Below are 9,241 nucleotides of genomic sequence, written 5' to 3' on the forward strand. Positions count from 1 at the left end.
CGTGACGCGGATTCAGGCAAGGTATGAATGGGGTGAAATGAGCAGTGATTCCGAAAGTTACGCACTTGGAATTGATGAGCCGTTTTCAATATCTCGCTCACCAGCAATAAAACTGTATCAATTGAAGTCTCTGAAATGTAAGGGCTTCAAATCCTTGCTGTACCGTATTAAATTACTGTACCAAATAGGCTATAGGTTAATTGATAGGTTAATTGATACTTAAAGAATTACAAAAAATATTGAGTGATAAAATGCTTGGTGGGTAGCCATTTTACTTTCTAGTTTGCCTCTGGTACTAGGCTCACTAGATCTACTCCAATACGATTGCTCCAACGTCCTAGCGCACAAGGGCGGAGTGTATCGCTCATATCTGTCGGTAAAAAGGTAACCAATTCTTCAAATGACATCTCAATTGGATGAGAGACGTACTGTTGAAGGAGCGTCGAGCAAAGCTGTACTATCGGCAAGCGATGCCCAAGCATAGCCAAAGGATGCCGAGCTCTCGATTGGTCAAGCCAAGCCATGATACCCATTGGCTCCATTCCTGTACTACCACGGGTATTAGAGACTACCGTAACTTGCTCCCGGGAATCTTCAAGCTTATCGCGCTTGCGTTTGGGCCACACCAAGTACTTCATAATGGTTGAGAAGTGTGCTTTTGAAACTTCATGCTGAGAGCGATACAGGACTAAACATGCGGCCAACCAAGGCTGTTTTTGTATTAGTGCACAAACCTGACTTTCATCCAAGGTTAACAATGCTTCTAAGTCAAGATGAATCGCCTTTGAGATGAGAACTTCCAAGCTTTCACGGTTCATCGCTTGCTCCAAGCGAGCTACAGCATCAGGAAGCAAAACATGATAGGTATCTCGGACATGGGAGCGAAAACCGCCAAAACCCTGTCGAAGTGGTACTAGCTCTGTGAACAGGAGTAGATCCCGCAGTAGGGATGAGTCATCATTGGCAGCACTAGAAGCCTTGACTGTTCGGTCTGCATACCAGCAGACAGCATACTGCCGATGCTCATCCAGGAAGAAGTCAGTGGAAAATGGGTTCCGGCGGATAAAGTCAGCTATCAAATCCCGGATAGCAAACATCAACGTGGCAGCAGCGGTCAATGCTTGAATGGACTCGTGTGCCTGTATACCCTTTGGATGATTTATTGCTTCTTCTATCAGCAGATTTGCTGCCCCCTGCAAGCTCACGGATTTCTTCAGCAGGGTGATGAACTCCACCTCTTGAAATTTGCCTGTAAAGGTTATAAATGAATCGTCCTCAAACAGATTGCCTAAGCGATACATAGGCTGCCGCATCCCAGGGTGTTGCACTTCGGTGCAAGGACCATTCATCTCGATATAAGTGATGAAGCTATCGCGATGAGGATGGTGTAGAGTATTAGCAAGTGCTTGAAAGTATTCAAGAAATGGTTGCTTGCCGTTGACGAAAAGCAGTGCCAATCCCTTGCCGGGTAAAACTGCTTCAGCTGGCGAGTGACGACGTACAGCTTGTTGAGCGTGCCGCTCGACCGAAGTGCCTAGTATTCCTAATAAAGTTAAAAGCTGCCAGCCTTCTCGCGTGCTGAGCGCATCAATTGTAGGTAGCTCCTTAAGCGCGCAGTCATTCACAATGCTTGCCATGTCTTCAGGCATCAGCTCCCCTTGAAGTACTCTTGTATTCATAGGATAGAACTCGGAAAAAATCCATTCCTTCAATGAGTAGGTGTCGCAGTCCATGTTAGTTTCTGTAGTTGCTCTTGCACTTAGGATATTCGCGTATCAATAAGTAGTCTGTCATACTGGAAGCGCGATCGTTCATTCGGCTAACTAGGATAAGAACCCAAAACGTTTGGACAAGTAATACTAATCTTCAATCGGACTAGGAAAGGTTAAGGATGGAAAAGAGTCACATCTCCCTCCTTTAACTCTTTATCTTTCTTAACCGAGAGGATTAGAATCACAATCTATATTTACAAATTTATTTAGAAATGAAAAAAATCTCTCCCGTAATTGTTGCCAAAGTAGCGGGAACATGATGACCTGCTATATGGATGAGAGAACTTGCAGCAGCAAGAAGTCATGAGTAGTCAACCAACAAAAACGCAAAATCAGCAAGCTAAAATCCAAAATCGCAAAATGCCACTGCAATTCGTTTTTTTAGTACCTTTTGTGGTACAGGTTGTAGTAGCAGTTGGGTTAACGAGCTATCTCTCCTTTTGCTCTGAGCGACAGACTGCTTTATTGAATCAGGTAGTTTTAGGAACGACGCTCTTTCTGGGACTGGTAACTGCTCAGTGGTTTGCTAAACCGCTCTTTCAGTTAATTAACGCATCTCTTGCCACAGCTAATGGTGGAGCGGAGCAGCGCATTGGTAAAGATATTCCTGTAAATGAATTGGAGGAAATGACACAGCAGTTACACGAATCCTTGGAAAAGTTTACCAAAGTGTTTCGTGCTAGCCCTGACCCTATTCTAATCTCGACGTGGGCAGAAGGACGCTTCATCGAGGTGAATGACAGTTTCCTTAGCCTTTTTGGTTACACTCGCGAAGAGGTAATTGGTTTTACCTCAGTTGACTTAGGGCTTGGGATTAACCTGGAAGAGCGTGCTCAAGTTATACAACGTTTGCAAGCGGAAGGAGTGATTCGCAACCTAGAATTTGATTGCTGCTCCAAGGCAGGTGAAATTAAGACATTCCTACTCTCAGCAGAGATGATTGAAATTGATGGACAAGCCTGTATTCTCTTCGTAAGTAAAGATATCACAGAGCGCAAACAAGCAGAATTAACCTTGAAAGACTCCGAAGCCAAACTCAGTAGCATCCTTAGTAGTGCTGGAGCTGTCATTGCCAGGTTTCGTCTCTTCACTAACCAAGACTGGACATATGAGTACTTTTCTGCTGGAACCGAGGCAATTTTTGGCTATTCACCAAAGGAATTGAAAGCTAATAAAACCCTTTGGATATCACGCATTCACCCGGAGGACGTTAAAACTGTTATTCCGCAAATCTTTGAGAGCGTCTTCGCTGAGCGCCAGACTAAAGTTGAGTTTCGATTTCAGCATCGAGATGGAATTTGGCGTTGGATCTCTGATACCATCGTACCTTACCGCGATGAGTTTGCCGATTGTTGGGTTGTGACTTGCGTTGAAGTTGACATTACTGAACGCAAAATAGCGAATGAAGCTTTGCAGAAACTCAACGCCAACCTCGAATTTCAAGTGGCCGAGCGGACGGCACAACTGCAACAGGGACTTGAATTTGAAGCGATGCTAAAGCGGATTACAGATAAAGTGCGCGATAGTCTCGACGAAAGCCAAATCTTGCAAACCGCGGTACAGGAATTGGCCGTTGTACTGGGAGCGACTTGTTGTAATACAGCATTATACGATCTGGAGTCAGGCACTTCTACCATCTACTATGAGTACGCCACCATCAACCCTGGGGCGCAGGCTCGTCGGATACAAATAGCTGCCTTTCCTGAAGTCTACCAACAGCTCCTGCAAGGGCAGTCTTGCCAATTTTGTTCCATCTCTCCTAACCCTGTTCGTGGTCGAGTTGTCATGCTAGCCTGTCCGATTAAAGATGACCAAGGGGTGCTGGGCGACTTATGGTTAATCAATCAGCCAGACATAGCCTTTAACGAGCCGGAGATTAGATTAGTGCAGCAGGTGGCAACCCAATGCGCGATCGCTCTACGCCAAGCCCGACTTTATCAAGCAGCTATGGCACAAGTCAAAGAATTGGAAAAACTGCATCGCCTTAAAGATGATTTCCTAGATACAGTTTCCCATGAGTTACGCTCACCGCTGTCTAACATTAAAGTAGCGCTCTCTCTGCTAGAAGTCACCCTAAAACAAGCTGGATTCTACGATGCAGAGCCTAACCGAGTAGAGCGGTACTTGCAGATTTTACGGAACGAGTGTCAGCGAGAGATTAGCCTGATCAATGACTTGCTAGACTTGTCACGCTTTGATGCTGAAAGTGACCCCTTGAGCTTGACGACGCTTGACCTGTCAACGTGGATTTCTCCTATCGTTGAGTCTTTTACCGAACGTGTCCGCACTCAGCAACAAATTTTGTCAATTAACATTCCCACCGACTTGCCAGCGTTGACAACTGAATCAGCGCTTCTGGAGCGAGTTGTGACTGAACTGCTGCATAATGCCTGCAAGTATACGCCAGCTTCTAAACAAATTCTGATGACTGCCGATGCTTTCTCTAATCGGCTAAAGTTGATTGTCAGCAATTCTGGAGTTGAAATTTCTGAGTCTGAGCTAGATCGGATCTTCGACAAGTTCTACCGCATTCCCAACAGCGATCCGTGGAAGCATGGTGGAACTGGGTTAGGATTAGCATTGGTTAAGAAGCTAGTAGAACACTTGGGGGGGACTATCAAAGCAACTGCTAGCAATGGATGGACAACCTTCACCGTTGAGCTACCCATTAGGCCTACTCAATGCTAATCAATGCCAAGAGTTGGCGCGATCGCGGAAGCTGATGCAGCAGCTTGAGCGTGATTGGGTTGGAGCCGTGAGCGGCAAGTTAGGGCAACAAAGCGACAACGGCTTTGAAGTGGTTGATGCTGGTATCAAGGTGTTTGAGAAGAAGGCGAAGGAACCCAAGCCACAAGCCACTACAACTGGTGCGGATGCAGCACCCGTCGTGTGACTGAGGCGTTGCCTGGAGAGTTTGCTTTGTAGCGTGGGTGCCAACCATCACCAAAACCACTATTCACGCGCGTTGCTGATATCCAGAGCGACTTCAGGAGTGCTAACACCAGAATGTAGGTTTCATCAATAGTCAACAGTGTTTTGTCACATCGCCCTCAGTTCAAACAGATTTTTCCTCCGGGTGGTTTCCAGTTTGTACCTACATTTTTGGCGAATGCCGCGCTGATACATTTCCTCATCGGGTGGAACCTCAACGATTTCCACCACCAGAATTACGGCTCTCTTATTCACCTGCTGTTGAGCTTCATTCCACAATACTTCTGGCGTTGGTTCCAGACGATGTAGTAGGCTTATAATTGCATCATGGGCAGGCGAGTTTCCACTTTCTGGTTGGACTCGTTCTGCTTCAACATTGCTGGCTTTCTGTGTAGCAATTCAGTTAGTTGATATAGTCGTACTCGTTGACCTTCGATGGATTCATTCCCCTTTTACTCAACTGCGTAACTCTTGAGTTTTATTGCAAAATCAAAATATGAACCGTCTAACTACACGTCGATGGTGTAATTACGCCGTTTTGCTCACCTCAATTTGCTTGGGATTAATTGTGCTTTTTGCACTACTATATATGGGAATAGATCGACTTAGCTGGGGAATGGTGTTAACCCGTCAAGAAACTCGTGAAGTTGACTTTCTATCGCTGCTGTATTTCAGCATGGGCACCTTCTTTCGGATTGGCTATGGCGATCAAGTACCAACTGGCTGGAGTTGTCTGCTTGTTGGGTTAGAAGCATTGAGCAGTTACTTGTTAGAATTGATATTTCTGGCTCAAGTGGTCACAGCAACATTAGAACGGTTCATCTCACAGCGACTGAGAGAAAAATTAGAAGATTTCCCATCACTCAGCTCGCATAGGTATTAGTAATGCTTTGGTTGCTAGGACAATCAGTTTTGGCACAAAGTAGTCCAGTAGACCCCCAAGTTTCTGGGGATTTATCAGAACTGGCAACAATCCTAATTGTTCTACTACTCGTTGCAACAGCTGTTGCTCTGGTCACACAGCAGCTTCGGATTCCTTACGTTACAGGTTTAGTATTAGCAGGTTTACCAATCACTGAGCTATTGTCTCGTCGCATTGGTTTAGATCCTGCTCTTGTTTTAAATCTGTTCCTGCCAATTCTCATCTTTGACGCGGCAATCAATACAGACATCCGCCGTCTACGCAACACGTTTAAACCAGTCGCTCTTCTGGCTGGGCCAGGGGCTGTGTTTTCCTCTGCAATTATTGCTGTTCTATTAAAATATGGGCTTGGACTAGCTTGGATACCAGCGTCCCTCATGGGAGTCATTCTGGCAAACACGGATACAGTCTCAATGATTGCCGTCTTTAAAGAGATTCGCGTGCCCTCCCGTCTTTCCACCATTGTTGAAGGAGAAACCTTATTTAACGATGCTGCTGCCCTAGTTTCGTTCAATCTAATTTTGACAATATATGAAACAGGTTCCCTCACCTTCTCAACAGGAGTTCAACAACTGCTGATTGTCGCTTTGGGGGGTAGTTTCTTGGGGTTAGTTATAGGCTATTTGAGCGTACCTATATTTATTCGTTTAGATAACCCCCTTAGCAGTCTTTTACTAACAGTTGCAATTTCATTAGGCACCTTTCAGGTAGGACAATTTTTGGGGGTATCAGGTGCAGTGGCAGTGGTCGTAGCGGGACTAATTTTCGGAAATGTTGGGCTTTCACGTAGTACTTCCGCCTCCGATCGAATCACCTTGTTTAGCTTCTGGGAATATGCCAGTTTTGCTGTCAACACCTTTATTTTTCTACTAATTGGCATAGAGATCGACCCAATGACGCTGTGGAGAATGTTGCCAGCAATCCTTTTGGTTGTTCTAGCGTATCAAGTAGGACGTATTCTCTCGGTCTATCCGCTGTTAGCTGGAGTCCGCTGGTTCGACCGTCCAATTCCCTGGCTCTGGCAGCACGTTCTGGTTTTAGGTAACATCAAAGGCTCTCTTTCGATGGCACTGGCTCTGAGCATTCCTTTGACTTTGCCAGGACGAGAAGAAATCATCACTCTGGTCTTTGGCGCAGTACTGTTCTCCCTGGTAGGACAAGGGTTAATCCTACCCTGGCTGATCAAGGGATTGAAGCTGTCCAAGGTTTCAAGTATTAGGCAACAGGCTGAAAAATTACAAATTCAATTGATTGCTTCTAAAGCTGCTCAGGATGAGTTGGATAGCCTGCTCAAGGCAGGAGTTTTACCAAGGGCAATCTACGAGGAGATGCGGGCTGCTTACCAGGTAAGGGTGGCAACGTCCGAAAGAAGTTTGCGCGACCTTTATAACCAAAGTTCAGGGCGCTCTGCTAGCGAGCCTAGCGATCGCACCAAATTAGATGCTATTCGCCGCCGCTTGCTGCTAGCTGAAAAAGGCGCGGTGAACGATGCGCTACGCAAACGCATCCTCTCAGAGGACTTTGTACAGGCTTACGTTCAAGAACTCAACGAACAGCTTCTCAAGTTAGAAGACGATTAGCGCATGACTCGCTCTCGTCGATATTCCATCTACCTATGGCATCTTACGGATTTGGATAGTCATGTCAATTAATACCGTACAACCATCGGTATAACCAAATACATTTATTGTCCAAAAGGAGTGAACTGTTTCCAGAATTTCTCCCAAATCCAGACTAAGAGGCATAAGTAGCAAACGAACAGAAAGTATGCTAAGGCTGAAATGCTTGCACATAAGTATTTCAGCTATCTAATCTCAGTGGCTCCCGTGATTTAATTAATAAACCAAACTTATAGCTAGATAGCGATTTTAGAGGCTTTAGGCAGAAAATCTATAATTATACGTTATTATTTTACTTCAAAATTTAACTACTTGCCTCATTAGCGTATGTTCTTGTTCGACTGCTACTTAGGTATTGAGCCGAGATATGACCAAAAACCTGCATTCCGGAGTTCACTCATGCTTGATTTTTCATTGTAGGTAAAGGCGTTTTTGAATGTGATGTAGCAAATTTTCAATGGCAGACAGGATAGGTGTAGCGAACTACAAACATCTAGAGATAAAACTGCTTTCCAAGGCAATTTTGAAACCACAATCGCTGCAAACAAAGGGGGTTTCAAAACCACAATAAGGGTCTTGGCAGCTTTTGGTGATGATTAATCTGATAAGAGTCCAAGCAATGCGACACCCAACTCTTGTTTCTACAAGAACCGTTCGATTAGGATTTCGTCTACATACTTTCCATTGATCTTGGCTTGTCTCTGGGCTGTTCCAATGATGCGAAACCCTTGGCTAAGATAGGCAGCTAATGACGCGATGTTGTCTGCACGGACGAATGCAGATAGCTTCTCGTATCCCTTGCCAAGAGCAGCCTCAAACGTCGCTTGAAACAGACTTCTACCAATCCCCTGTCGTCGATAGCACAAATCGACGTAGGTTCCAATCACTCCGACATGATCGAAAGCACGAGTGTAGGTCGCAAACGGCTCTGTGTTTTGAAACCCCACGACCTTTTGTGTATGCTCACATACCGCTACATGAAAGATCCCCCGTGGGGGAAAGTTCAATATAAACTCCCGTTCCGCCTCTACAGAAAACGGGGTAGACAGCGCTGTGTATACTCCAGCTTTGATGATTGGATTGAGGATACTGACAATCGCCTCAGCGTCCTCAAGTTGAGCTGCTCGAATTAACAAATCCAAGCCACTACCTCCTCATACTATGAAGCATTCTTGTCGATTAACGCGATTCTTAAGCTTTTGTCCGCTGTTCGCAGGGTTCTATTTTCCTGACTTGCCGCTTAGTTCCATGCCCCATTCCTTCCAAGTATCACCAAAAGCTAATAAGAACCTTATTGTGGTTTTGAGACCCCCTTATTTGCAGAGAATGTGGTTTCAAAACTGCCTTGGAAAGCAGTTTCATCTCCCGATGTTTGCAGTTCGCTACATCTACCGCGAGGAGAGTAGGTATAGATAGGCTTTTTCAAACCATATTACCGGAAATTACAAACATCTTGGTGCCACTTATACCCCATGAAGTCATTCAACACTTCGCCAGTTTGGTAGGTGCAGAAGTCAAGATTACATTGGAAGTTCAAGCGAGCATTCCGAATGGAGTACCAGACAATGTGGTTCGCACCGTTACCGAAAACTGTCAAGTTTTGAAATTTACAAGTTAAGAATTTGAGAATGAATGACGGTTGCATATCACCTGATAAAATCGCAGTTAATTGGTTGAGAGAGCAAACCTATAAACTTATTCCTCTGTCCCGATTTCGTTCGGATTTCTGCTGTTGTTGCCGCTGTTGTTGTTGAAGGCTTTCCCGCTCTTGCTCCCAGTGCGATCGCACAAACGATACTATTAATTTTGCTTCCTCCTGCGTCCAATCAACAGGGCTAGTGGCAATTATTTCTTCCACTTCCTCTGCCTTTAGACCTCGGTTAAATGCTCGCGTAGCAATCTCTTTGTCTCGGTCGGTCGGTAATAAATTTTCAAGTCCACGGCTGAATGCTTCATACATTGCCGCCAAATGCTTTGATTGAGGCTGGCGTGGCTGC

The 9,241-nt window shown here is 45.2% G+C and carries 8 protein-coding genes and 1 pseudogene; 5 read left to right on the forward strand and 4 right to left on the reverse strand.

Features of this window, described 5'->3' with window-relative positions:
* Positions 1-278: 278 nt before the first annotated feature.
* Positions 279-1,679, reverse strand: a complete 1,401-nt coding sequence (locus H6G17_RS26925) for a hypothetical protein (RefSeq protein WP_192161639.1) — start codon at positions 1,677-1,679, stop codon at positions 279-281.
* Positions 1,680-2,075: 396 nt separating this feature from the next.
* Between H6G17_RS26925 and H6G17_RS26930 the strand changes: the two genes are divergently transcribed.
* The 4 genes from H6G17_RS26930 to H6G17_RS26945 all read left to right on the forward strand — a co-directional run bounded on the left by H6G17_RS26930 (position 2,076) and on the right by H6G17_RS26945 (position 7,205).
* On the forward strand, positions 2,076-4,460 hold the full coding sequence (locus tag H6G17_RS26930; RefSeq protein ID WP_192161640.1) for a PAS domain-containing sensor histidine kinase: 2,385 nt from the start codon (positions 2,076-2,078) through the stop codon (positions 4,458-4,460).
* Positions 4,408-4,665 (forward strand): hypothetical protein, encoded by a 258-nt coding sequence (locus H6G17_RS26935; protein WP_199317030.1) that lies wholly within the window; start codon positions 4,408-4,410, stop codon positions 4,663-4,665. Before H6G17_RS26930 ends, H6G17_RS26935 begins: the two co-directional genes overlap by 53 nt.
* A gap of 534 nt (positions 4,666-5,199) precedes the next feature.
* The gene (locus H6G17_RS26940; protein ID WP_106166091.1) at positions 5,200-5,586 is read left to right on the forward strand and encodes an ion channel; all 387 of its coding nucleotides are present in this window, start codon (positions 5,200-5,202) and stop codon (positions 5,584-5,586) included.
* 2 nt (positions 5,587-5,588) lie between these two features.
* Positions 5,589-7,205 carry a sodium:proton antiporter gene (locus H6G17_RS26945; RefSeq protein ID WP_192161641.1) on the forward strand — a complete coding sequence of 539 codons (1,617 nt, stop codon included), beginning with the start codon at positions 5,589-5,591 and terminating at the stop codon, positions 7,203-7,205.
* Between the two features lie 33 nt (positions 7,206-7,238).
* Here the strand turns inward: H6G17_RS26945 and H6G17_RS34295 are convergent, their stop codons facing one another.
* Positions 7,239-7,370 (reverse strand): hypothetical protein, encoded by a 132-nt coding sequence (locus H6G17_RS34295; protein ID WP_255409926.1) that lies wholly within the window; start codon positions 7,368-7,370, stop codon positions 7,239-7,241.
* A gap of 515 nt (positions 7,371-7,885) precedes the next feature.
* Complete coding sequence (locus H6G17_RS26950; RefSeq protein WP_192161642.1) at positions 7,886-8,386, reverse strand: GNAT family N-acetyltransferase; 501 nt, start codon at positions 8,384-8,386, stop codon at positions 7,886-7,888.
* 311 nt (positions 8,387-8,697) lie between these two features.
* Here H6G17_RS26950 and H6G17_RS26955 point away from each other — a divergent pair, with 311 nt between their 5' ends.
* Positions 8,698-8,862 carry a hypothetical protein gene (locus tag H6G17_RS26955; RefSeq protein ID WP_192161647.1) on the forward strand — a complete coding sequence of 55 codons (165 nt, stop codon included), beginning with the start codon at positions 8,698-8,700 and terminating at the stop codon, positions 8,860-8,862.
* Positions 8,863-8,931: 69 nt separating this feature from the next.
* Here the strand turns inward: H6G17_RS26955 and H6G17_RS26960 are convergent.
* Positions 8,932-9,241: pseudogene (locus tag H6G17_RS26960) on the reverse strand (hypothetical protein); the annotation flags it as partial.

It is taken from the genome of Chroococcidiopsis sp. [FACHB-1243], assembly GCF_014696895.1.
Classification (GTDB): domain Bacteria; phylum Cyanobacteriota; class Cyanobacteriia; order Cyanobacteriales; family Chroococcidiopsidaceae; genus Chroococcidiopsis.